The organism is Paenibacillus sp. FSL P2-0322 (genome assembly GCF_037975315.1).
In the GTDB taxonomy this organism is placed as follows: Bacteria; Bacillota; Bacilli; order Paenibacillales; family Paenibacillaceae; genus Paenibacillus; species Paenibacillus polymyxa_B.
The window spans coordinates 4,713,286-4,736,822 of the sequence record NZ_CP150243.1 but is presented as its reverse complement, the minus strand read 5'-3'; the positions used below and the strand labels follow the sequence as shown (position 1 = coordinate 4,736,822).

Annotated in this window: 19 protein-coding genes, 1 tRNA gene and 1 pseudogene; 15 read left to right on the top strand and 6 right to left on the bottom strand. The window is 42.1% G+C overall.

Translation table 11 applies throughout. The features are described from left to right. The first annotated feature begins 5 nt into the window (after positions 1-5). The 3 genes from MKY24_RS20870 to MKY24_RS20860 all read left to right on the top strand — a co-directional run bounded on the left by MKY24_RS20870 (position 6) and on the right by MKY24_RS20860 (position 2,395). Positions 6-641, top strand: a complete 636-nt coding sequence (locus tag MKY24_RS20870) for an SDR family oxidoreductase (RefSeq protein ID WP_076264955.1) — start codon at positions 6-8, stop codon at positions 639-641. A 218-nt stretch (positions 642-859) separates the two neighbouring features. Then, positions 860-1,498, top strand: coding sequence for a TetR/AcrR family transcriptional regulator (locus MKY24_RS20865; protein WP_023990031.1), 639 nt, complete (start codon positions 860-862; stop codon positions 1,496-1,498). Positions 1,499-1,603: 105 nt separating this feature from the next. Then, positions 1,604-2,395, top strand: a complete 792-nt coding sequence (locus MKY24_RS20860) for an SDR family oxidoreductase (RefSeq protein ID WP_254348669.1) — start codon at positions 1,604-1,606, stop codon at positions 2,393-2,395. Positions 2,396-2,522: 127 nt separating this feature from the next. Here MKY24_RS20860 and MKY24_RS20855 read toward each other — a convergent pair whose 3' ends face one another. Continuing rightward, positions 2,523-2,975 (bottom strand): GNAT family N-acetyltransferase, encoded by a 453-nt coding sequence (locus tag MKY24_RS20855; RefSeq protein ID WP_023990029.1) that lies wholly within the window; start codon positions 2,973-2,975, stop codon positions 2,523-2,525. A 57-nt stretch (positions 2,976-3,032) separates the two neighbouring features. Further along, entirely contained in the window at positions 3,033-3,590 is a 558-nt protein-coding gene (locus tag MKY24_RS20850) for a phosphatidylglycerophosphatase A (RefSeq protein ID WP_023990028.1), read from the bottom strand. 152 nt (positions 3,591-3,742) lie between these two features. On the opposite strand from MKY24_RS20850, the gene MKY24_RS20845 reads away from it, so the two are divergent. The 3 genes from MKY24_RS20845 to MKY24_RS20835 all read left to right on the top strand — a co-directional run bounded on the left by MKY24_RS20845 (position 3,743) and on the right by MKY24_RS20835 (position 6,287). Beyond that, complete coding sequence (locus tag MKY24_RS20845; RefSeq protein ID WP_023990027.1) at positions 3,743-4,801, top strand: GerMN domain-containing protein; 1,059 nt, start codon at positions 3,743-3,745, stop codon at positions 4,799-4,801. 92 nt (positions 4,802-4,893) lie between these two features. Further along, the gene (gene rph, locus MKY24_RS20840; protein WP_013311675.1) at positions 4,894-5,655 is read left to right on the top strand and encodes a ribonuclease PH; all 762 of its coding nucleotides are present in this window, start codon (positions 4,894-4,896) and stop codon (positions 5,653-5,655) included. Continuing rightward, positions 5,655-6,287 (top strand): XTP/dITP diphosphatase, encoded by a 633-nt coding sequence (locus MKY24_RS20835; RefSeq protein ID WP_013311674.1) that lies wholly within the window; start codon positions 5,655-5,657, stop codon positions 6,285-6,287. The genes rph and MKY24_RS20835 overlap by 1 nt, the downstream gene beginning before the upstream one ends. A gap of 170 nt (positions 6,288-6,457) precedes the next feature. Here MKY24_RS20835 and asnB read toward each other — a convergent pair whose 3' ends face one another. Next, the gene (gene asnB, locus MKY24_RS20830) at positions 6,458-8,302 is read right to left on the bottom strand and encodes an asparagine synthase (glutamine-hydrolyzing) (RefSeq protein WP_028541532.1); all 1,845 of its coding nucleotides are present in this window, start codon (positions 8,300-8,302) and stop codon (positions 6,458-6,460) included. Positions 8,303-8,465: 163 nt separating this feature from the next. On the opposite strand from asnB, the gene MKY24_RS20825 reads away from it, so the two are divergent. Further along, positions 8,466-8,825 carry a hypothetical protein gene (locus tag MKY24_RS20825; RefSeq protein WP_013311672.1) on the top strand — a complete coding sequence of 120 codons (360 nt, stop codon included), beginning with the start codon at positions 8,466-8,468 and terminating at the stop codon, positions 8,823-8,825. Between the two features lie 318 nt (positions 8,826-9,143). Here MKY24_RS20825 and MKY24_RS20820 read toward each other — a convergent pair whose 3' ends face one another. After that, positions 9,144-9,437, bottom strand: a complete 294-nt coding sequence (locus tag MKY24_RS20820; protein ID WP_071642629.1) for a DUF4870 domain-containing protein — start codon at positions 9,435-9,437, stop codon at positions 9,144-9,146. Positions 9,438-9,611: 174 nt separating this feature from the next. On the opposite strand from MKY24_RS20820, the gene MKY24_RS20815 reads away from it, so the two are divergent. Beyond that, positions 9,612-9,685, top strand: a tRNA-Arg gene (locus MKY24_RS20815). A gap of 208 nt (positions 9,686-9,893) precedes the next feature. Here the strand turns inward: MKY24_RS20815 and MKY24_RS20810 are convergent. Next, a pseudogene (locus MKY24_RS20810) lies at positions 9,894-10,533 on the bottom strand (IS256 family transposase); the annotation flags it as partial. A gap of 143 nt (positions 10,534-10,676) precedes the next feature. Here MKY24_RS20810 and hsdR point away from each other — a divergent pair. The 5 genes from hsdR (at position 10,677) to MKY24_RS20785 (ending at position 19,032) form a co-directional block, all read left to right on the top strand. After that, positions 10,677-13,898: a type I restriction-modification system endonuclease gene (gene hsdR / locus MKY24_RS20805; RefSeq protein ID WP_279834283.1), complete on the top strand. Its 3,222-nt coding sequence runs from the start codon at positions 10,677-10,679 to the stop codon at positions 13,896-13,898. A gap of 163 nt (positions 13,899-14,061) precedes the next feature. Continuing rightward, complete coding sequence (locus MKY24_RS20800) at positions 14,062-15,513, top strand: N-6 DNA methylase (RefSeq protein WP_279834281.1); 1,452 nt, start codon at positions 14,062-14,064, stop codon at positions 15,511-15,513. Further along, a complete protein-coding gene (locus tag MKY24_RS20795; RefSeq protein WP_279834280.1) occupies positions 15,506-16,927 on the top strand; it encodes a restriction endonuclease subunit S in 1,422 nt (473 codons plus the stop codon). Before MKY24_RS20800 ends, MKY24_RS20795 begins: the two co-directional genes overlap by 8 nt. Before the next feature lie 605 nt (positions 16,928-17,532). Next, positions 17,533-17,796 (top strand): hypothetical protein, encoded by a 264-nt coding sequence (locus MKY24_RS20790; RefSeq protein WP_279834278.1) that lies wholly within the window; start codon positions 17,533-17,535, stop codon positions 17,794-17,796. Positions 17,797-18,129: 333 nt separating this feature from the next. Continuing rightward, a complete protein-coding gene (locus MKY24_RS20785) occupies positions 18,130-19,032 on the top strand; it encodes a PhzF family isomerase (RefSeq protein WP_339200774.1) in 903 nt (300 codons plus the stop codon). 163 nt (positions 19,033-19,195) lie between these two features. On the opposite strand, the gene MKY24_RS20780 is transcribed toward MKY24_RS20785, so the two are convergent. Further along, entirely contained in the window at positions 19,196-20,539 is a 1,344-nt protein-coding gene (locus MKY24_RS20780) for a 6-phospho-beta-glucosidase (protein WP_279834275.1), read from the bottom strand. A 186-nt stretch (positions 20,540-20,725) separates the two neighbouring features. Here MKY24_RS20780 and MKY24_RS20775 point away from each other — a divergent pair, with 186 nt between their 5' ends. Together MKY24_RS20775 and MKY24_RS20770 are read left to right on the top strand one after the other, a co-directional pair. Next, the gene (locus tag MKY24_RS20775) at positions 20,726-21,700 is read left to right on the top strand and encodes a LacI family DNA-binding transcriptional regulator (protein ID WP_053325993.1); all 975 of its coding nucleotides are present in this window, start codon (positions 20,726-20,728) and stop codon (positions 21,698-21,700) included. A 158-nt stretch (positions 21,701-21,858) separates the two neighbouring features. After that, positions 21,859-23,277 (top strand): helix-turn-helix transcriptional regulator, encoded by a 1,419-nt coding sequence (locus tag MKY24_RS20770; RefSeq protein WP_339200773.1) that lies wholly within the window; start codon positions 21,859-21,861, stop codon positions 23,275-23,277. Positions 23,278-23,537 lie beyond the last annotated feature (260 nt).

Genomic DNA, 23,537 nt, shown 5'->3' with positions numbered 1-23,537 from the left:
ATTTTATGAATTTGCTGCTGCTGGGAGCTACCGGACGCGTAGGACGGTATATATTAGAATATGCATTAGAGGACGGTCATGCCGTTACTGTCCTTGTTCGTTCACCGGACAAGCTGGAGGATTACGCACCCGGGTACGGGAATCAGCTGCAAATCGTACAAGGCGATGCCACTAATGCAGAGGACGTAGCACAAGCGCTGAAGGGTGGGGCGACGGCTGTAATCAGTGCGCTGAATACGGATGGAACGACTACCTTATCCGTTAATATAGCCCTGCTGGTCCGGCTCATGCAGGAGCAGTCCATTTCCCGGCTCATTACAGTAGGAACGGCAGGGATTTTGCAAAGCCGGACCGAACCGGACCTGTATCGGTACGAGTCCTCCGAGACCCGGCGACGCAGCACTCGTGCAGCCGAGGAACATCGGCGAGTGTACGAATTGCTGCATGAATCGGCACTAGACTGGACAATCGTATGTCCAACCTATCTGCCAGATGGAGCGCGGACAGGTATTTATCGTGTGGAAAAAGATTTTTTGCCTGAAGGTGGCTCACAAATTACCACCGCGGATACGGCTGATTTTACCTATCGTCAATGCAAGAGTTACGAATTTGTCCGTACACGGGTAGGCATTGCCTACTGATCGTGGAACGCCAAACATAGCTTCATTTTTAAGCATTCAACCAGAGCGCGGTAAGTGTACCTACTCATTGCGTTCTTTTTTATTTGACAAACACTCAGGCTTAGAATACTATGGTTCTTAACAGAAACAATGTTTCCTGAGATCTTGTGTAGATCTTTAATTTATTATAGTAGCATCAAGCAACAGTTTTTAATAAGCAAAAGGAAGTGCATTCAATCATGACCGAGCCATCGCATCCCTATAAAACCTATTCGGAAGTGAAGCTACAGCAGCAGCAATTGCTCCGTAAAAATGTCATTGACGCCGCATGTATCCTTCTTGCGGAAGAAGGGCCAGAGGCCGTGACCGTGCGGCGAGTTGCGCAGAAATTAAGCTGTTCCACCAAAATTATTTACAGTATTTTCGGCAGTAAGGATGGTCTTGCCAATGAGATGTACCTGGATGGATGTCGGCTATTGGCTGAATCCTTTCAGCAAGTACCCGTTACCGAAAGCGTACTCGCTGATCTTGAAGCTCTATGCTGGGCGTACTGGGAATTTGCGCAGCTTCATTCAGCCTATTACAAAATGATGTTTGGCGGGGCATTATCTGATTTCAAGCCGGATGAACAGAGCTTGGAGGGTACCACAACGGCCCTGTCTCAAATCCTGCAAACCGTCATACACGCTATGGAGCAGGGAGCATTGAAAGAACATGATCCGCTACTGGTTGTCCGGATGTTTTGGTCTGCTTTACATGGAGTCATACATCTTCAGTTTGCAGGTCATTTTTCAGATGTAGATATGGCTCAAGGAGTGTATGCATTTACACTGAAGAATGCGCTCGTAGCATTTAAAACATCCTCATCTCCATCGTAAATATGAAGTGTACTGAGGTCGTCATAGTAGATGACTTCAGTTCATTATAGAGTAGTGGTAACAATGTTTCTTAAATAAAACAACGATACTATGGAGGTTGTCATCATGTTTATGTACGCAAATAAAATAGCTCTGATCACAGGGGCTTCATCCGGTATTGGCGAGGCCTTTGCCTATTCGCTCGCAGCTAAGAAATGTAATCTCATTTTGGTAGCACGCAATGAAACCAAATTAAAGACACTGGCTAAAGAACTCTCAGCTAAATATAACGTAAAAGCAACGGTGATTGCGTTAGATCTTTCTACATCAGGAGCACCCCAAGCATTGCATCAGGAGGTTCAAAAGCAACAGCTAAAGGTAGATCTCTTGATTAACAACGCGGGTTTTGCCACCTATGGATACTTTGAGCAGGTTTCAGGAGAACGACAGCATGAGGAAGTGATGCTCAATGTGGCTGCTTTAGTCGACATCACACATGCATTTATGCCTGATTTATTGCGTAAGCGGGATGGTGGATTAATCAATGTTTCTTCCACAGCTGCATTTCAGCCCGATCCTTATATGGCGGTGTATGGAGCAACCAAAGCATTTGTGCTTTCTTTTACTGAAGCGCTATGGGCCGAAAATCGGAAACGGGGGCTTAAAGTTCTGGCCCTTTGTCCAGGCTCAACGGAAACGCCGTTTTTTGATATTGTTGGCGCAAGTGAAGCGTCAATTGGAATTAGGGAAACTCCCCAAACCGTTGTGAAGAACGCGTTGAGAGCATTTGAAAAGGGGCGTAGTCACATCATTTCCGGTCGCCAAAACTATTGGGTAGCTCAGGTGTCCCGGTTCTTCTCTCGTCAATCCACGCTGGGAATTGTAGAACGTGCACTGCGTCCACAAAATGGATTGTAATTTATGAATAAAGGTAATCTGAGCTTGAAATGTTAGAATACCAATGAATAAGCTGTGAGTTTTATGCACCGGGTCTGATCGTTTATAGCTTGACTTGAATCAGACCCGGTGTTCCTATTTGTATAGATCAAGCGTTAGATCCTAGTTCTAGTCCTCGGGAATATAGTAAAATTCCATCCCGTTTCTCCCAGCCATTAGCTGACCAGAAGCGTTGACCCCCTGCGTTATGCTCCATCACAAACAGATGACATTTATCAATGCCTTCTCTCAGCAAAGCAGATAACGCTTTATCCACCAGTCTGGGCGCGATCCCTTGACCACGATGTGCTGTGGCTACACCCAGATGATACAGAAACCCCCTGCGACTATCGTGACCCGCCAAAATCGTGCCTATGATGCTTCCATCATGCTCACAGACAAAGCTAAGTCCTTCGTTCCGTTGTAAAAAGCGTGCAATCCGCTCCGGTGAGTCGGCCTCGCTTAATCCCAATCCGTCTAAGCCATTCCAAAGGTCAATGGCCTGATCATAATCGTCAGCCTGCATCGTACGGAATGTATATCCTTCAGTTACGTTTGCCATGTCTAGTTCTCCTCTAACCCTGTATATATCTGTTGTATTCCAAGCGTTGTTTGTTATTTAACGTGTTGTATTCGGTGCACTTTCTTCCCCAAGCTCCTGCTCGCGCTCTGCCTGTTTGCGATGGGCGATGCGGCTGCTGGCCGAAGCTGCGATAGCGCCCACAATGTCGTCCAGGAACGTATGGATCGGCCCGAGGCTTTTATCATTCAGGCGTTCCAGCACACCCGGTTTGAGCTTATCGACATAACCGTAATTGGTAAATCCAATGCTGCCGTACACATTTACGATGGAAAAGGCCAGAATTTCATCCACACCGTATAATCCCTCATCATTCTCAATCATGTCCTGCAATGGGGGAAGAAGAGCGCCTTGTTCAGCAAGGATATCCAGTTGGATGCCCGTGAGCACGGCATTTTGAACCTCGCGCTTCATCAGTACCTTGTCCACATTCTCCATACATTCTTCCATCGTTAGGGTCGGGTAATATTTTTTTTGTAAAAGCATGACCAGTTCTGCAATTTCAGTCAGGTTCACACCACGCTTGTGCAGCAACTCGCGGGTGGCATCGGCTACCTTTTTACTATTCAGGCTGTAAGGTGCTTTTTTCTTGTCCATAAAGTTGAAGTTCCCCTCCTCGTATAGATCCTGATTTCTACTGCAATTATGACCAGTGTGTCCAGTCTGCTGAAAAAGTAGTTATTTTTTACGCGAGGCTCGTATACATATTAGTACAATCTGTACAAAATTGTTAGGGAGGAACTTCACTTATGAATATAAAACACCCATGGCGTATGACCTCTGTAGCTGGACTGCTATCCCTACCCCTGTTGTTGTCGGGCTGCAGCCTTTTCGGCAACGAATCGGCATCCATTGACCCCCCGCCGTCCACGACAGAGCAGTCCATGATTAAGGCTGTAACCGGAAAAGCACCTGCCAGTACAGGTCAACTGAGAGCTGTTTTTTTGCAAGATCATAACGGTTTGCTGGCCCCGGTATCTTTACCGATTGCTACAGGTGATGTGCAGGCAGATGCCAAGTCAGCGCTGGAAACATTGGTTGAGGGCGGGCCGTATGCTGGATTATTACCAGAGGGATTTAAAGGTGTAATACCCCAGGGTACAGAAGTGAAAAGTGTGACGGTGGACAAGAACAACAAGCTGGCTGTTGTCGAGTTCAATAAATCTTTCGCGAACTATAAGCCACAGGAAGAACGAAAATTAATGGAGAGTTTGACCTGGACCCTGACCGACCGTCCCGATATTGAGAGTGTACAGATCTGGGTGGATGGCAAGAAACTGAACGAAATGCCTGTTGGTGGCACACCGCTGGATCATCCGTTGACGCGTGCAGTAGGTATTAATTTGGAGATTGGTCATGGCGTAACACCCCTGGATTCCAGTCCAGTCACCGTGTATTTCTCTTCATCTTCTCCTGCTGGAGTTCAATACTACGTACCTGTAACACGGTTGGTCAGCCCTGAAAAAGATCGTGTCCAGTCAGCGCTGCATCAATTGATTCAAGGGCCGCAGACCAAGGATGGGTTACAAGAAGTGATGACAGGGGAGACGGCGCTGAAATCGGTAGAACGCTCCAAAGACAACGTAATTACGGTATCTCTTTCAGACGATATGTTTGCTAAAGGAGAAGCTGTGCCTGCTGAATTTTTGGAATCGGTTGTGCTGACAGCGGCAGACAATTCAGATGATGCGGTCAAAACAAAAATTCGGATTGAACTAAATGGTGAAAAAAGCGTAATTGGACAAAATAATCAAAATTATGGAGAGCCTGTAGCCAAGCCGCAACATATTAACGAAATCCCTCTTTAAGGGCGGGAATCGTCCTTGGGGTGCTTTTGCCTGCACACTTTGGTAAAATAAACATATAAGAACAGGTTGCATACGACGTAGGAGGAAAAAGCATGAGTAGATCTAACGGACGAAACGGTGATGAGCTGCGCCCGATGAAATTGACAGCAGGAGTAAATAAATACGCGGAGGGCTCTGTTTTTATAGAGGTTGGCGAGACGAAAGTCATTTGCACGGCTACTGTAGAAGAACGCGTACCACCCTTTATGAAGGGACAAGGAAAAGGCTGGGTAACCGCAGAGTATTCCATGCTTCCGCGTGCGACTCATAGCCGTAATCAGCGTGAAGCTGCGCGTGGCAAGCTGACAGGCCGTACCATGGAAATTCAGCGTCTGATTGGAAGAGCGTTGCGTTCGGTGGTCAATTTGCAGGCGCTTGGTGAACGGACGATTACGTTGGATTGTGACGTCATTCAGGCGGACGGCGGAACACGCACAACCTCAATTACCGGTTCTTTCGTAGCGTTGGCGATTGCGGTCAATAAAATTGCCACCCAGCACAAGCTGCCTGTTTTTCCAATTACCGATTTCCTGGCTTCCGTCAGCGTAGGGGTTGTTGGTGAAAAAGCATTGCTGGATCTGAACTATGAAGAGGATTCCAAGGCCAAAGTGGACATGAATCTTGTCATGACTGGCAGCGGAAAATATGTTGAGCTGCAAGGTACAGGTGAAGAAAGCCCATTTGACCGTAACGAATTGGATCAACTGCTTAGCTTGGGCGAACAAGGGATTCTGCAAATGATTGAGCGCCAAAAAGAAGTACTTGGACCGATTGCTGATAAGATCGGTGCTGGACGTACAGGAGCTGGCGCCTAATGCGGCTGGATGGCCCGGTCGTCATTGTCGCTACGAAAAATAAAGGAAAGGTGCGGGAATTTGCGCATGCCTTTGCGCCGTTTGGCAAGGAAGTCAGAAGCATGTACGATTATCCCGACATTCCTGATGTCGTTGAAGATGGCAAAACCTTTGCCGAAAATGCACTGAAAAAAGCTAAAGCGGTTGGAGATGTGCTCGGATTGCCCGTGCTGGCCGATGATTCCGGCCTCTGCGTGGACTTGCTGGACGGTGCGCCGGGGGTATACTCTGCCCGTTATGCTGGAGAAGGTGCCAGCGATCACGAAAACAATATTAAGCTGCTCGACGTTCTGGAATCGAAGCAGCTGGGTGATGATACGGGACAGCCTTTGCTAAGCCCGGCTCAATTCGTCTGTACCTTGATTCTATATAATCCGCAGACTGGCGAGACGTTGGAATCGACAGGCTCCGTGGAAGGCTGGATTACTACTGAAACCGCCGGCAGCGGCGGGTTTGGGTATGATCCGCTGTTTTATTTGCCAGAGTTTGAAAAGACAATGGCCGAGCTGACGTTGGAACAAAAGCAGGCTATCAGTCACCGAGGGATAGCTCTGCGTGATTTGGCAACAAAGCTGGGTAATCCACAGGCATAGCTTGGTAACAGGGGAGAAATCATCCCCCCATTCACATAACGAAAAAAAAGGCTATCCGTCAGTCATGAGCTGCGGATAGCCTTTTTGGTACTTTCTGTTCCCCATATAGTACACAGCGAAAAATTGCCGCTGCCGCTTAGAAGCTCTATTGCTCCAGCATTCAGTGTAGCTTATCGAATAGCTACCTTGTAAGTGCGCAACCAGTTATCCACTTGAGCCAAGTAGGCAAACAACTGGGGACCCGACATCAGCTGACCAAACCAAGGCAGATTGGTGGATGCCTCCGGTGAGGCGGCAATATCGCGTACCTTTTGCGCATCGATCAGCTTGAGCAGTGGGGAAGAGGAATCATCCAGCAGCTGCAACGCCTGCTTTTTCACAGCCTCAAGATAGGAAGGGTTATGCGTTTTGGGATATGGGCTTTTTTTGCGATACAGCACATCATCCGGCAATACGCCCTCCAGCGCCTTGCGCAAAATACCTTTTTCACGTCCGCCTGTCATCTTGATACTCCACGGAATGTTCCATACATATTGTACCAGTCGATGATCGCAATACGGCACCCGCACTTCGAGTCCGGCTCCCATACTCATTCGATCCTTGCGATCCAGTAGAGTAGGCATAAAGCGGGTGATGTTCAAATAGGACATGACGCGCATTTGCGCAGCTTTTCCTGTTTCCCCCGGTAGCTTCGGCACTTCTCCTACCGCGTCTGAGTAGCGATCGTTCAAATACTCCAGCGGCTTGATCCAGTCCCGTACCTCGGGAGACAACAGACTGGCTCTCATATCGGGTGCAACTGCCCACGGGAATGTACCCGAATTCAGCATATCTTCCCGGTGGAACCAAGGATATCCGCCAAAAACTTCATCCGCAGCCTCGCCGGAAATAGCGACCGTGGCTCCTTTTTTAATCTCCCGGCAAAAGAGATACAGCGACGAATCCACGTCCGCCATGCCGGGTAAATCCCGCGTTAGTGTGGAGTTGTTCAGAGCTGCTACGACTTCTGGCGTATCGAATTCAATCCAGTGATGATTTGTCCCTAATTCATCCACCATCCGCTGAATCCAGGGGGCATCGGCTCCGGGTTGAAACGCATGGGCTTTAAAATGCTTGTCGTTATCCACATAATCCACCGAATACGTATGAACTTGTCCTTGCCCGGTACGGTTGTAATAATCGACAGCTAATGCGGATAGAGCGCTTGAATCCAGCCCGCCAGACAATAAGGTGCACACTGGAACATCTGAAATGAGCTGCCGCTCCACCGTATCCAGCAACAGTTCTCGTACCTTGAGCGCCGTTTCTTCGGTGTTATCCTCATGCGCAATGCTTTCCAACTTCCAGTAGGCTTGAATGCGCACGCCGTCGCGGGTGTAGGTTAGCGTATGCCCGGGACGTAGCTCCTTCATGGACGAATAGACGCCGTGTCCGGGGGTACGTGCAGGCCCAATGATAAAAATTTCGGCCAATCCCTCGGCGTCCACTGCTGCTTCTACTGCTGGATGCTGAAGCAGTGCTTTGGGTTCTGAGCCAAATACGAATACTTCTTCGGTCTGGCTATAAAATAACGGCTTCACTCCCAGCCGATCCCGTGCCAGAAATACCTGCTCCCGCTCGCTATCCCAGACCGCAAACGCAAAAATGCCGTTTAACCGATCCACACATTCAGGGCCCCATTCGATATAGGATTCGAGCAGCACCTCCGTGTCGCATTGTGTACGGAAAAAATGCCCGCGCTGTTGCAGCTCTTTTTTCAGCTCAGGCGCGTTATATATTTCCCCGTTATATACAATCGTATAAGTGATATCCTCCAGCTGCCGGATCATGGGCTGAGCGCCATTTTCCGGGTCCATTACGCTCAGTCTTCGGTGTCCGAAGGCACACGGGTTGGATATCCAGGTACCCGCAGCATCCGGTCCGCGATCGGAGAGCGTTTGTGTCATATTCAGCAGCAGCTCAGATTGATGCATTAAGTCTCCGTTCCACTGTATGAAACCTGTAATTCCGCACATGTCTGTTCATCCTCTCTTTGTCGTGTTCATCCAGTGTTGGAATGAATCAAAAACTAAATCCCCAGTTCATCAGTATATATGCCGAAAAGAAGCATAAAATGTCTGTCCGTTCCGAAAACTACAGATGGGGAAACCCGTCTACTCGCAAGGAAGGAGGGAGACCATGTACTACATCAAGGATGCCAAAATACGCCGCTTCACTGAACTTGACGGAGTGCGCTGCGCTGAGGTAGAGGTGCGGCCCGGTGCCGCAGATGACCCGGAATTGCTGGTCTATATCACGGCCAAGGATCAGACGGATGGTCAGCATGACTATGACATGGTACGGATCATCCGCAATGACGCCGATCTGGAGCTGGATTGGTACGACAATAATCTGCATTCGGCATTTGAGGAAGTGACAGACAAGGCTTTTACCGACTCTACACACATTACTGCTGGTGAGGAGCGAGAGAAGTTTAAAAAAGAATTGCTCTCCTATGGGCAGCTCAGCACAGAGTTCGCCAAGGAGTTCGGGGCATGAGGATATGGTGTGCTATGCCTCGACTTTTGTTGATTTGGGCCCCGGCGCCATCGCCGGATCAGCGTGAAAGGAGGGGGAAATCATAGACGGCAAAGCGAAGTATAAGAAAAATAAAGGCAGCAGTTATATTCATAACAATGAGTTCGCGGAAGAAGTGCTGGAGAAAAACGTAAGACATGAAGTACGAAGAAGTCCTAAACGCTTTGGGAATAAATAAGAGCCATTGAACTAAATAGCAACAGCAACTCATCAAAAATGACCCTAAAGAAGCCTCCGTATCCCGCCAAATTTGCGGAATGCAGGAGGCTTCTTTTTGAACTAAGCCGCTTCACGCAGCGTCATAATCCCTTTGTAGATGTTATAAACAAAAACCCCGAGATAGACCACTACGAATAGCAGTACAAACCCGATCACTGAACCTGTATGATTCGCCGTAATAATAAAATACACGAGCGGAATTGCCGCAATAATGGGGAAAATATGCGATAAAATAGCCTTTTTTGCATGTCCCTGAACATATTCGTCCCGTACTGCAATCCACACAATGACAGGCACTAGAAAAGGTGCGAAGAAAATGCTGAAATAACAAAGTGACGACAAAAGACCTTTCACGGATTAACCCCTCCTTTATGCATGGTTCTTTGTACATAATACCCCGTTAGCGTCCAAATGATTCCTTTTGCAGCCAGCTTCCCTATATCACAAAAAAATGCTTTTGACAGTTGCCCGAAATGTGATATAATAATTAATGCACTGAATACATAAGGTTTTATTGATCACCATCTTGTCCCAGTAGCTCAGCTGGATAGAGCAACGGCCTTCTAAGCCGTCGGTCGGGGGTTCGAATCCCTCCTGGGACGTAATTAAATCAGTCACAAACCGTTGATATAAATGGATTTGTGAGAAATTAGGGCTTCGGTCAGGGCTTCGGTCACTGGTGCAGAATCCCTTTTTTTTATATTACGGATTGTCAAGCTAAGTGGGACAGTTCCTCTGAAAAGGAGGGTCTGTCAAAAATTTTGTGAAAACTCTTTTAGGCACAGATTCCCCCGAGGGGGAAGTAGCGATTTATCGCAAGTGTTGACCGACCCGATCGGGGAAAAAGACCGACATCTGGAGCAACATTTGGCCTCAGTTTTGGACACGACCTGTCCATTTTCGAGTGACGTCGATGGTAACTCTCAATCCTATTGGTGGTGTAGATGAGTCTGCGAATCTCTAGCGGGTATTTAAAAAAGGTAGCGAGCTCATCCCAATGGGTTCGCCAAGAACGGATAATAAGGGGATATTTGGCTCCACAGACCTCCTCAAAACGGTCGAGTTCAAGTAAGGCGCCTTCTTCGGTAGCTGCCTTGTAAATGGGCTTTAAGTCGGCAGTTACTTTCTTAATATCCTTGTACGAAACTACCGAGTGGAGCTACGGATTTGGTGAATGACACACTTTTGGATTTCAGTTTGGGGATAGCAGACTGCAATTGCTTGAGAGAACCCGAACAAGTTATCCACGCAGATAATGAGAATGTCTTGAACTCCACGATTCTTGAGTTCATTCAGCACACTCAGCCAGAACTGAGGGCTCATTCTCACCAATCCACATGCCTAGCACATCCTTGTTTCCGTCCAAATCGATGCCAATGACCATGTAGGCGGCCTTGTTGATCATGGCCCCGTCTTGTTTGACCTTGAAGTGGGTGGCATCCAGATAGACACAATATATTTTACAGACTCGCTCTGAACACATACCACGACTAAAACTTCGAAACGATAAGCTTTATTGAAATGTTTGTTCTCCTAGTCCAATAATTCCTATTATAGTACAATTAGATCAAATACTTAGAAAAGTGGTGGATGATGATAATGAGTAACTTTTCTTTTTTTAAAGGAGAATGGGAAGTATTAGCGAAGCTTGGAGAAAGTGCCGAGCATAATTTATATAATGATCCGCATACTTCCATTATGAAATTACGTTTATTAGGTGAATCAATTGCAAAAGCTGTTTTAGCATCTGATAACATTCGTGAAGCGTATGATACAAGGCAAGTAGACCGTTTAAATACAATGAAAAAAGAAGGATTAGCAGAGCCAGAAATGTTAGATATATTCCACACGTTACGCAGAAAAGGGAATATCGCTTCCCATGAAGCATCCTATGGTACGACAGAAGAAGCAAAACAGTTACTAGCATTAGCGTATCAAATCTCGATTTGGTTTATGGAAGTATATATTGATTGGGAATTTGTCGCACCTACATATAGAGAGCCAGAGAGAGAAGAGAGTTCTAAGGAGCTTCAATTGAAGGTGCAAGCTTTAGAAGAAGAAATTGCTAAAAAGGAAAAAGAACTTCTAACGCAGCTTGATACAATTACAAAGGATGAAATTACAAAAGATGTACGTGTAAGACGTAAAGAAAAATCAAAGCTACATATTCAAAAGCATCGTTTATCAGAAGCTCAAACACGTATTTTAATTGATGATAAATTACGTGCAGCTGGCTGGCTTGTTGATACAGAAAAATATAATCAAAAGAAACATAAAACGATGCCCGAAAAAAATAAAAATATGGCGATAGCAGAATGGAAAGTTGGTTCGAAATATGCGGATTATGCTTTATTCATTGGGCTGCAATTGGTCGGTATTGTCGAAGCAAAAGCAAAGCATCGTGATATTCCATCGGCACTTGAAAGCCAAGCAAAAGTATATGCACGTGAAGTACAAGCAATAGAAGGTATTAAATTATTGCCACCAAATGGAGAATATAAAGTGCCGTTTATTTTTGCTTCTAATGGTAGACCGTATTTAAGACAGCTTGAAGATCAATCGGGTATTTGGTTTTGGGATGCACGTAATCAAACGAAGCGATCTCATGCTTTAGAAGGTTGGCACTCACCGTCAGATTTAAAGATGCTATTAGACGTGGATGATAGACAAGCAAATGAAAGCTTAAAAAACGAGGATATTACGAAGTTTGGTTTACGTGATTACCAACAAAAAGCGGTATTAGCAGCAGAAGAAGCATTAATGCAAGGAGCTAGAAAAATGCTTGTTGCAATGGCAACAGGTACAGGGAAAACCCGTACAGCAATCGCTCTTATGTATCGTTTAATTAAAGCGAAGAAATGTCGTCGAATATTATTTTTAGTCGATCGTAATTCACTAGGTCAACAAACGGCAGATGCTTTAAAAGATTCTAAGATGGAAAATGGTTTACCGTTTTCATCGATTTATGATGTGAAATCACTTGAAGATATGACACCAGATGTGGAAACAAAGGTGCAAATTGCAACAGTTCAAGGTATGGTAAGACGCTTGTTTTATAACGATCAAGAGCAACTACCTTCTGTTGGACAATATGATTTTATTATTGTCGATGAAGCACACCGAGGTTATACAAGTGACCGAGAAATGACAGATGATGAGCTACTATTCCGAGATCAAAATGATTATGTAAGTCAATACCGTAGAGTTATTGATTATTTCGATGCGGCAGTTCTTGGTCTGACAGCTACACCAGCACTTCATACGACAGAAATTTTTGGTTCACCGATTTATAAATATTCTTATACAGAAGCGGTTTTAGATGGCTATTTAGTCGACCATGAGCCACCTTATTTATTCGAAACGGAATTACAACAGCATGGTATTTCGTTTGAAAAAGGCGAAGAAGTAGAGGTTTATGATCCAGAAGAAGGCGAAATCATTTTAGAGCAGCTAGAGGATGAACTGAAATTTGAAGTAGAGCATTTTAACAAACGAGTGATTACAGAAGGCTTTAACCGGGCAGTTTTAACAAAATTAATTGATTATATTGATCCAGAAAGCGAAGAAAAAACATTAATTTTTGCAGCAACAGATCAACACGCTGATTTAATCGTTCGTTTACTAAAGGAAGCATTTGCAGAAAACGGTGATGATGTATCAGATGATGCAATTGTTAAAATTACAGGTTCGATTTATCAACCAAATGAAATGATTAAACGTTTCAAAAATGAACGCTTACCAAATATTGTCGTAACAGTCGATTTACTAACGACAGGTATTGATGTACCGAAGATTACAAACATTGTTTTCTTACGCCGTATAAAGTCACGTATTCTATACGATCAAATGTTAGGGCGTGCTACTCGTTTATGTCCAGAGATTGAAAAATCTCATTTCCGTATTTTTGATGCGGTGGAAATCTATAATCAGTTACAGCAATATACAGATATGAAGCCTGTTGTGAAGCAGCAAAAGGTAACAATAGCAGAGCTGCATGAATCCTTTATACAAGCAGAGACGCAAGATGAGGCACAGCACTTTTTAGATCAATTAGTGGCAAAGGTGCAACGTAAGAAACAAACATTCAATGATGAGGCAAAACGACAATTTGAGCAACTTTCAAAAGGTGTAACTATAGATGAATGGTCGAAAGAATTACAAACCTACACACCAGAGCAAGCACAACATAACAGTGTGCTATTTGATTATGTAGCAACGTATAAAACGCAAAAAGAGCTACAAGTAATTGCAAATCATGAAGATGAAGTGACAGACGTGAAACGTGGTTATGGAGAAGGAAATGAAAGACCAGCTGATTATTTAGATGGATTTGTACAGTTCATTCGAGAAAATATGAATGAAATCCCTGCACTTCAAATTGTGTGTACACGACCGAAAGACTTAACTCGTAAAGACTTACGTGAAATTGAAGTTATTTTAGCAACGAAGCACTTTAAGCAAGACCATTTACAAACAGCATGGAAACAAGCGAAGAATGAAGAAATTGCGGCTGATATTATTAGCTTTATTCGTCAAGCAGCATTGGGAGAGGCATTAGTATCGACTGAATCACGTGTGAAAAATGCAATGAAAAAAGTGTATTCTATGCATGATTGGACACCTAGACAGCGCAAATGGTTAGAGCGTATAGAGAAGCAATTAATTGAAATGCCTGTTCTTTCACCAAATCCACAAGATGCTTTTTCAGAAGAGCCGTTTAAAAGTCGAGGAGGATATAATCGTTTGAAGAAAGAACTAGGTGAAGAAGTCGATCAAATTGTGAAGTTAATTAATGAGAGTTTATATGCTAGTTAAAAAGCCGTGGTAATTTATAGATTATTTTTACAGAAAAAGCCGAATATTAAATAATATGAGAAGGAGTTCTTATATTGGAACTCCTTTTTTGATAGTTCTAATAGAGCGATTAACCTAAAAAGGTTATAATGTACAAAGATTAAAGGAAACATGGAGGAAGAACATGAATAACACAGAAATCGTCTCAAAACTTTGGGGCTTAGCAAACGTATTACGTGATGATGGGATTACATACCAACAATATGTAACCGAATTAACATATATTCTATTTTTAAAAATGATGAAAGAGCAAGATGATAATGGTGGAGAACGAAAAGGTGAATCAGTTATTCCAGAAGCTTATCGTTGGGATGACTTATTAAATAAAGAAGGGATTCAACTAAAAGAATTTTATCAAGAATTATTATTAAAATTAGGATCATCAGAAGTTAATAATGAACGCTTACGCCAAATTTATAATGGTGCGTCAACAAGTATTGATGAACCGAAAAATCTTGAAAAGTTATTGAAATCAATTGATGAATTAGATTGGTATAACGCCAAGGAAGAAGGTCTAGGTGATCTATACGAGGGTTTACTTGAGAAAAATGCGAGTGAGAAAAAATCAGGTGCAGGTCAATATTTCACACCACGTGTATTAATTGATGTGATGGTGAAGCTAATTGATCCAAAAATCGGGGAACGATGCAATGACCCAGCAGCAGGTACATTTGGTTTCATGATTGCAGCAGACCGTTATTTAAAAGAAAAAAATGATGATTATTTTGATCTTTCACCAGAAGAGGCTGAATTCCAAAAGAAAGAAGCTTTCACAGGTATGGAGCTTGTAAAAGATACGCACCGTTTAGCTTTAATGAACGCATTACTTCATGATATAGAAGGGCGTTTAGAGCAAGGGGATACTTTATCTACAAACGGTAAGTGGATGAAGAACTTTAACGTCGTATTAACAAATCCACCATTCGGTACAAAAAAAGGTGGAGAACGTGCAACACGTGATGACTTAACATTTGAAACATCTAATAAGCAGTTAAACTTCTTACAGCTTATTTATAATTCGCTTGTAACTGATGGTACAGGACGTGCGGCTGTTGTATTACCTGATAACGTATTATTTGAAGATGGTGTAGGTGCTAAAATCCGCCAAGACTTAATGAATAAGTGTAATCTTCACACAATCCTTCGCTTACCAACAGGAATTTTTTATGCTCAGGGTGTAAAAACGAATGTCCTATTCTTCGAACGTGGAACAAAAGATGAAGGCAATACCAAAGAAGTTTGGGTATATGATTTACGTACAAATATGCCATCATTCGGTAAACGTACACCTCTAACAGAAAAGCATTTTGATGGTTTCATCGAAGCTTATATGTCTGAAGAACGTACAAAAGTGCAAGATGAAAGATGGAATCTATTTACTCGTGAAGCGATTGCAGCAAAAGGTGATAACTTAGATATTGGTTTAATTGCTGATGAATCATTATCAGCTTACGATAACCTACCAGATCCAATTGAATCAGCAGAAGAAGCGATTGATAAATTACAACAAGCAATGGATTTATTAGGTGAAGTTGTAGCTGAATTGAAAGCGGTTGAGGTGAAAGATCGTGAGTAAGAAGAAAAAGACTTTGGATGAATTATTAGATGAAGCATTAGTGACAGAGGAGGAACAACCTTATGAGATCCCTAATAATTGGGAATGGCTCCGATTAGAAATGGTTAGCGACTATATTCAAAGAGGTAAATCTCCTAAGTATGTTGAAAATTCTAATGCAATAGTTGTATCTCAAAAATGTGTTCAATGGAGTGGATTTGACATAAGTGTAGCACGTAATATTGACGAGGCTACACTAGAAAAATATACAGAAGAACGATTTCTGAAGAAGTTAGATTTATTATGGAACTCAACAGGTACAGGAACAATTGGAAGAGTAGCGATCATTGAAGATGAATTGAAAAATCCAACTGTAGCAGATTCTCATGTGACAGTAGTTAGAGCTAATCAAAAGTTAGTCTTTCCAAAGTATTTATATTATTGGTTAAGTAGCCCTTTTATTCAAAATAAGCTGGAAAATTCGTATAGTGGTAGCACTAATCAAATAGAGTTAAATTTGAGTGCTGTAAAAAAAGAAGTGATTATTTTACCGCCGCTTGAAGAACAAAAAAGGATTACAGATAAAATTGAAATTTTATTTGCTAAGGTTGATAAAGCACAAAAGTTAATTGAAGAATCTAAGCATCAATTATTGCTTAATCGAAAAGCTGTTATGAAAGAGAAATTATTTGGTGAAATGGATATAACAAATTTAAAACATAACAGTGATATATATGGAGAAGATAATTTGGCTGAAGGGTGGAAATGGATTAAAATTAATGATTTATTAATAGATTCTAAAAAATCCATGACGACAGGACCTTTTGGTACAGCACTCAAAAAAACAGACTATCGAGAAAGTGGAGTTCCTGTATTAGGTATAGATAATATTGATAAAGGTCGTTTTATTAAAACAAACAAAGTATTTATAACTAAAGAAAAGGCTTTAGATTTAAATGCCTTTAGTGTTAATGAGAATGATGTTATTATTTCCAGATCAGGAACAGTGGGAGAATTGTGTGTAGTACCCAAAACCGCAATACCATCTATAATATCCACGAATATCATTAAACTCACTTTAAATACGGATGTTATTTTGCCAGAGTTTTTTGTAGCTATGTTTTTAAATGATGGTATTGTGAAGGATCAAGTAAAAGAATTATGTAAGGGTTCTACACGTGAATTTTTAAATCAAACGATTTTAAAATCTATATATTTCCCTGTACCATCGTTAGATAAACAAAGATACATTATTGAAGAGATAAATAAGTACTCTCTTTTAGTTGATAAGATACAGAGAGAATTATTGATAAATACAGATCAATTAAAACAGTCAATCCTTACAAAAGCCTTCAAAGGTGAGCTTGGTACAAACGATCCAATTGATGAACCTGCAATTGAATTATTAAAATCGATTCTAAAAGAAAAGTTATAATTGTTGTTTATATAACAGATACACAGAAGGTATTTTCCGATATATTGGTGTTTTCGGTATTAAGAATGATTGTACCTGACACAAGAATGAAAATTGGATTTTAAAACGAAACAATTAGATTAGTATTGATTAAAATGTCAAATAAGGTTATTGTATTGATTAAAGATACTTTCGGTCTAAGAACGTAATTTGACCGAATCCCTAGTACGAAATAAATACGTCTTAAATGTTTGGTATGTCTAGTATAAGTAGTGAAAACTATAGTGGTAAGCTAAGCCGTCGGTCGGGGGTTCGAATCCCTCCTGGGACGTCGAAGAGTTCAGATATGTAAAGTTTGAACGAAATTAAAAATGCTTCAAATCCTTGATATATAAGGGTTTGAGGCGTTTTTTTATTTTATTGGGGTTACGATAGAAAACGTTAGAAAAAAGTGTGATTAATACACCTGTTTACACAAATTATACACACGACTTTTACACGCTATATAAACTAATACCCCTATATTGTAGCACGCCTGTTGCATAACCACAAAATGGAAGAAAAAAGATCGTCTTTTCTTCAGAATCGTTGTTACCATCCAAACGAATCCGAAAGAAGACGATCTTATGAGAAATTCTATCACGATTACATCTATCCTTCAATCCATGCTGACTCCTGAAGAAGTTCAAAGGATTGATTTGAGTATTCCAATGCTGTTGGGCATGACTGAAAATGCGGTCTATGGGCAATTATTCTGTGCTCTAATCGTCTATGTCCTGCTCAATTGGCTATTTGTTGCTGCTCAGACCTCATGGCCCCAACATGCCGTTCTTTCCTTTGCGCGATTTTCTCGTCTATTTCTTCTTCAAAACTACCTGTTGAATGGCTGATTCAGATTCAGCGCGTTCTTCTTCAGTGCACCTCTTGTTTCATGAATTGAGTTACTTATTTTGGTTATTCAACAGGCGTGGCAGAATCTAAAAGTATCTATAATCATAAAAGATTTATTCCACTTTTAGATAAGGATTGAGAAGACCATTTCAGCTAACTGCGGCTTTAGTTTAATCACAATCTTCCATAAAAGAGCGCGATTCTATAATAAGGATCAGTTCGTTTTTATTAGAGGGCCATATTATATCTTTTAATTTAAGTGAAACTGCCTAAAAAGTATGTTAATATCAGATTTAACAGACAGACAAACTAGTATTTATAGAGGCGAAATTATGAAAAAATATAGAATATATCAAGTAGACTCATTTACAAAAAATAGATTTCATGGTAACCCTGCTGGGGTTGTTCCAAATGCAAATGGACTTACAGATGAGCAGATGCAGAGAATTGCAAGAGAATTAAATAATTCGGAAACTGCATTTATTTTTGAAACAGATTCTTCAAATTATGATGTTGAAGTAAGATTTTTTACTCCAACAACAGAGGTTCCAATTTGTGGTCATGCAACAGTAGCAGCACATTATGTTTATGCAATTGAGAGAAAAGCTGAAACTGGAAGAATTATTCAGAAAACAAAAGCAGGTATATTGCCTGTTGATGTTATAAAGCATGAAGATGATTATTCTATTGTAATGACACAGGGAGAACCTTCTGTATCAGAGCCTTTAAATGATGAAATAAGAAGTCAGATTGCAAATGCGTTAGGTATTTCTTGTAAAGATATTTGCATGGAATATCCAGTTGCAATATCTTCAACAGGTCATTCTAAGGTAATGGTTCCGATTTACTCCAATGAAATACTACATAGTTTAAAACCTGATTTGCAGAAGCTTACAGAAATCAGCAAGCATATTGGATGTAATGGATATTATGTTTTTACATTACATCCACAAGAGGATATATTGGTTCACGGAAGAATGTTTGCTCCAGCAATTGGAATAGCTGAAGACCCGGTGACAGGAAATGCAAACGGACCGCTTGGAGCCTATTTGGTACACTATAACATTTTGCAAAATAAGAATGAGCAGTCTTTTGATTTTAATATTTTACAAGGTGAGGCAATCAAAAGGGAGGGAACAATGCATGTCCATGTGAAAAAGGAACAGGGAAAACCCGTATTAGTTCAAATTACGGGGAAAGCGGTTATTGCTTTTTCAACGGAGATGATACTTTAAAAAAGTCTAACAAATTTATCAATAAGCTTAATGACGGATTGTCAAGCCAAGTACAAACCCAATAACACCAACGTCCCAGCAAGTACTCCTGGGACGTATAGCAAAGCTTCCTACATGTAGGAAGCTTTTTTGTGTTCCAGCAGGATGATAGCGACCTACCTTTTTATACCGTCGCCTTCGCCTTATGAGCAAAGAATTGAGGTAGATGCTCTTTGTGTGCTTCTAGCAATTCATCCAGCACAGTTTGAGCAATGTCACCACTTGGTACGAGCGGATTCAGGGTGAAGGCTTGCAGTGCTGTTGCATAGTCACCGGTGACCGCCGCTTCAATCGTCAGCTCTTCCATTGCCTTCATCACTTGCAGCAAGCCCCGCTGTGCAGGTGGGAATTTGCCAAAGTTGACAGGTTCGGCACCATGGGCGCGAATGACACTGGTCACTTCGATGGCGCTATCATAAGGAACATCATCAATCGCACCATTGTTACGTGTACTAACCACCATCAATGTGCCTTTGTTGTTATAAATGGAATTAATGATCTCACAGGCTGCATCGCTGTAATGCGCACCGCCGCGTTTGGATAGTTCCTCTGGTTTGTAATCCAGATTTGGATCTTTATACAATTCAAATAGACTTTCTTCCAGACGTTTGACCACTTGACCCCGAGTTCCTTCGTTTTTGGCTTCCTCTAATTCTTCCTTGAGCATGTTATCCGTCATATAGTAATACCGATGGTAAGGACAAGGCAGCATTTTCAATTGACGAACTTGATCATACAGGAAGCGCATGTTCTTAATATTTTCAACGACTTTCTCTGGCTTTGCGCCCGGAGCGTACAGTCCTTCAATGACTTGCTCTGTTAATTCGGCTCCTGTTTTGTCATAAACTTTGTGCCAATGAAGGTGGTTAATCCCTGCAAATTTAAAGAACAACTCTTCTTCCGGTTTGTCCAGCACAGCCGATGCACTCTTGATCGCGCCGATTGGAACATTACATAATCCGATGACTTTATCCCACTGACCATAACGAAGCACAGCTTCGGTGACCATACCCGCAGGGTTGGTAAAATTAATCAACCATGCATTCGGACACAGTTCTTTCATATCTTCGACGATACTGAGGATAACGGGTATGGTGCGAAACGCTTTGAACATTCCTCCGGCACCATTGGTCTCCTGACCGATCATGCCATGTTTTAACGGAATACTTTCATCCTTAATCCGGGCTTCCAGCAAGCCTACCCGAAATTGGGTCGTTACAAAATCGGCGTCCTTCAACGCTTCCCGACGATCCAGGGTCAAATGTACCTCACAATCAATGCCTGCGGCCTTCACCATCCGTTTGGCCATGGCGCCTACGATCTCCAGTTTTTCACGTCCTGCCTCAATATCTACCAGCCACAATTCCCGAATGGGAAGCTCTGCATAACGTTTGATGAAGCCTTCTACTAATTCTGGTGTATAACTGGAACCTCCGCCAATGGTTGCAATCTTTATGCCTTTTTTCATGGTTAGTGCCTCCTAAGTATGTTTTTTTAACCGCTTTCTTAAGCACAAATTCACTGTAATCCCTGTAATGCATTACAGGTCAAGCGCTTTTAAAAAACTTATTTTGGGAAGGTGACAATTATAGGGCGGGCACTACGAACATGCTAAACACGAACATGCTAAAATAGAAAGAACGAGGTGAGAAAAATGGCGAATATTCATGAAATTGCAAAGCTGGCGGGCGTATCCTCGGCTACGGTGTCCCGTGTCATTAACAACCATCCGTATGTAAGTGAACCGACAAGACAGCGTGTGCAGGAGGTCATAGACCGACTGGATTATGTTCCTAATCTAAATGCGGTATCTTTAAAAAAAGGCATGACCAAGCTCATAGGGATTATTTCACTTTCTTTTAATGATTCATTGGGTTTATTTGTGCGTGGATTTACAATGTATGCTCAGGAGCATGGCTTTAATATAGCGCTGTTTATTACGAATGGGGAGAAGGGGCGAGAACTTGAAGCGCTGGAAATGTTGCGGAGAAAGCAACTGGACGCCTTGGTCTGTATGATTCGTGTTAATGAGTGGAGTGTGATTGAGCATTATACAAAATATGGTCCGATTGTGACCTGGCAGCGTGTAAACATTGAGGCAATCCCGTCTGTATTTATGGATCAGTATCAGGGCTATACGCTGGCGTTGGAACATTTGTACGCCCGAGGATATCGGAAAATTGTGAATGTGTACGGCAGCATGCGGGGGTTGAACACAAAAGAACGCATTCGAGCTTATCATGACTTTTGCGAAAAATACGATTTGGATGCTGAGGCCTTCCCGCATTTTTATGATTTAAATTCAATAGAAGCTGGTGAACAAATAGCTCATTGGTGGGCAGAACGAGAACAAACAGATAGACCGGATGCTTTTGCCTGTTCTACCGATTATTTGGCAGCAGGTCTTTTGACTGAAGCACGGAGACTCGGTGTTTCTGTACCAAGCGATTTTGCAGTAGTAGGCTTTGATAACACCGAAATCTCGCATTTGCTTGATTTAACTACGATTCATTATCCGATAGACAAGCAAGCGGAGAATGCGTTCATTATGATTTGCAATGCCCTTGAAGGGCTGGATGAAACGATACATCATCTGGAATTCAAATTAGTAGAACGAGCGACCACCTGATTCCAAAAGGAACTTCATGTTAGTGGTTATTAATTACCATATTCAAGTTTATATAGTAGGAATAATGGAAGAAAAATGTTGACACATGTTAATAATTGGTGAATAATTTGAGGTGAAAGTATAAAATTTGGATTTTTTGTATGAAGGGTGGTTATGACTTGGGACATACACCTACGATTTTGGCGAAGTTAGAGGATTATTTAGGGGAAAATAATTTGACGCTGGCACAATTTGCCGAATATTCAGGTGTTCATCAAAGAACACTTAATAATTGGATTGCCAAGCATCGTCCTGTTGCGATACATCAGTTAGATCGAATCACTTGGGCTATGGGACTACCAGAGGGTTTTTTTTACGAACTATACATAGATAACTACATCATTGAGCGCTCCCCGGATTGGAGGCGAATTGAGCCGTTGTTGTTTCGCTGTGCGGAACTGGACAAGTTGGATGCTATCCAGCTTGTAGTGGGACATATTATGGACAATCTTCTATATTCCCCAAAGTTATTTGATGCAGCAGAAAAATTATTCGCACAAGGTCAGCACAATGCTGCATTGTTGCTCTACGAAGGGATTGCGGAAGGCGAGAAGTACCAGCACTCTGAACGCTTGGCTATCTGTCAGTATCGTCTGTTTACCATTCAGGTGGGGAACAATCAGATCCGAAATCTCAAGGCGGCTACACGATTTGAACCCTTTGTCGAACGTCTGAATGAAATAGATCAACTTGATGCGTTAAAAGATTTGGCGAATGTGTATCGTTCTCTGCGTGAATGGGACAAGCTCGATGCAACTGCTCGAAAAATGAGAGCCAAAGCGGAGATCCAATATTCTTTGAAACATCAACAGAAAAAGCGAGAGTGGGAGGAGTCTGAAAAGAGGCTGAGTCGCCCGATGTTTGTGTACATTACCTATGCTGATTTACTGTGTGCGAGTGTCTGTGAAGCCCAAGGCGATTATCAGCAAGCATTACAATTTACAAATGCCTACGCAGATTTAGATTGGGTGATCGAGACAGACCAGAAAACTCAACACTGGGTCAACTTGTTCAAGCATTGGGCAGAAGGTAATACTTATGTAAATAAACTCCTATCTGGAGATACGAATGTGCTTCCTCATTATGTTGAATATATTGCATCCACATCAATCACTACCGAGAATGAAAAGCTATCCAAGTTGCTGAACGTTATGATAGCTGCTAACCGATATGCAATAGATATTAATGATGTCCTTTCACGTTTTGAAGTGGAGATTAATTCTTTTGCTCTGCTATCACAATCTACTGATATGTACACCCAACAAGTGATGCCGGATTATTTTGCATGGTTTGGTTACGAACTGGCTTATTACTATTTAAGACGGGGAATGTACAATGATGGCTTTAAACACTTAATATATGCATTGGTAAAAGCCCATATACTAAATAATGAGACTTATTTCATAAACTGTACAGGACTTTTTGCACATTTCCAAGCACATGCGCTTCCCGAAACAAGGGAAGAGTATTTCAAACTATTAGAAAAGGTGTGGTTAGACAATGTTGAAAAAAATGATTCTGCTGGTCATCGCAGCTAGCTTCTTGTTTATTTTAGCAATGCCTGTTCAGTCGCATAACCAAAATCAAAGAATAACGCCTCACGTACAAATTGGAGGTGCTTAAACGGCTAGAAACAAAGACAATTCTCACCGACTAGTTCAAGTTTGGGGAGTTCAGCGACTATTAGAGAGCCAACAAAATAAGGTTAATCTCTAGGTCAAATTGGCATGTATGCTCTGTATTCATTGGATCTTTTTATGAAAAGGGCCTCTGTTCCACTTAATTAGTGGAAACGGAG

Bases quoted from the DNA above. Each gene is read 5' to 3' on its own strand.
- asnB (WP_028541532.1), bottom strand. From the start codon at position 8,302: ATGTGCGGAATTACAGGTTTCATACAGTGGAACGGAGACTTAATGCAT.
- rph (WP_013311675.1), top strand. From the start codon at position 4,894: ATGAGTAGATCTAACGGACGAAACGGTGATGAGCTGCGCCCGATGAAA.
- MKY24_RS20785 (WP_339200774.1), top strand. From the start codon at position 18,130: ATGAAAAAATATAGAATATATCAAGTAGACTCATTTACAAAAAATAGA.
- MKY24_RS20835 (WP_013311674.1), top strand. From the start codon at position 5,655: ATGCGGCTGGATGGCCCGGTCGTCATTGTCGCTACGAAAAATAAAGGA.
- MKY24_RS20780 (WP_279834275.1), bottom strand. From the start codon at position 20,539: ATGAAAAAAGGCATAAAGATTGCAACCATTGGCGGAGGTTCCAGTTAT.
- MKY24_RS20855 (WP_023990029.1), bottom strand. From the start codon at position 2,975: ATGGCAAACGTAACTGAAGGATATACATTCCGTACGATGCAGGCTGAC.
- MKY24_RS20775 (WP_053325993.1), top strand. From the start codon at position 20,726: ATGGCGAATATTCATGAAATTGCAAAGCTGGCGGGCGTATCCTCGGCT.
- MKY24_RS20870 (WP_076264955.1), top strand. From the start codon at position 6: ATGAATTTGCTGCTGCTGGGAGCTACCGGACGCGTAGGACGGTATATA.
- MKY24_RS20860 (WP_254348669.1), top strand. From the start codon at position 1,604: ATGTTTATGTACGCAAATAAAATAGCTCTGATCACAGGGGCTTCATCC.
- MKY24_RS20800 (WP_279834281.1), top strand. From the start codon at position 14,062: ATGAATAACACAGAAATCGTCTCAAAACTTTGGGGCTTAGCAAACGTA.
- MKY24_RS20790 (WP_279834278.1), top strand. From the start codon at position 17,533: ATGAGAAATTCTATCACGATTACATCTATCCTTCAATCCATGCTGACT.
- MKY24_RS20825 (WP_013311672.1), top strand. From the start codon at position 8,466: ATGTACTACATCAAGGATGCCAAAATACGCCGCTTCACTGAACTTGAC.
- MKY24_RS20865 (WP_023990031.1), top strand. From the start codon at position 860: ATGACCGAGCCATCGCATCCCTATAAAACCTATTCGGAAGTGAAGCTA.
- MKY24_RS20850 (WP_023990028.1), bottom strand. From the start codon at position 3,590: ATGGACAAGAAAAAAGCACCTTACAGCCTGAATAGTAAAAAGGTAGCC.
- MKY24_RS20845 (WP_023990027.1), top strand. From the start codon at position 3,743: ATGAATATAAAACACCCATGGCGTATGACCTCTGTAGCTGGACTGCTA.
- hsdR (WP_279834283.1), top strand. From the start codon at position 10,677: ATGATAATGAGTAACTTTTCTTTTTTTAAAGGAGAATGGGAAGTATTA.